Here is a 273-nt window from a genome sequence, read left to right on the forward strand (position 1 = left end):
TGTCTCAGAAGTATTAATTCGTGATTTAACTTCCAAAACACACGCACATACCGATGGAGACGGAAAATTTACATTAGAAGGAGTGCAGGTTAATGACAGTTTAGAAATCACTAAAAAAGGATTTGTAGCTCAAAAGATAAAACTGGCTTCTTTTGATTTTCTGACAATTTCCATAGACGAAAAACCATTTTTACTAGAAGAAGTTAAGATTAGCAACAATCTAAAGTACTTGAATACCATTTCTAAAATTGATTTGGAAATTCAGCCCATTTC

General features: G+C 32.2%; 1 pseudogene. It reads left to right on the forward strand.

Going from position 1 to position 273, the window contains the following annotated elements:
- A pseudogene (locus ACWA1B_RS22675) lies at window positions 1–273 on the forward strand (TonB-dependent receptor); the annotation flags it as partial.

Source organism: Flavobacterium xizangense, assembly GCF_054075145.1.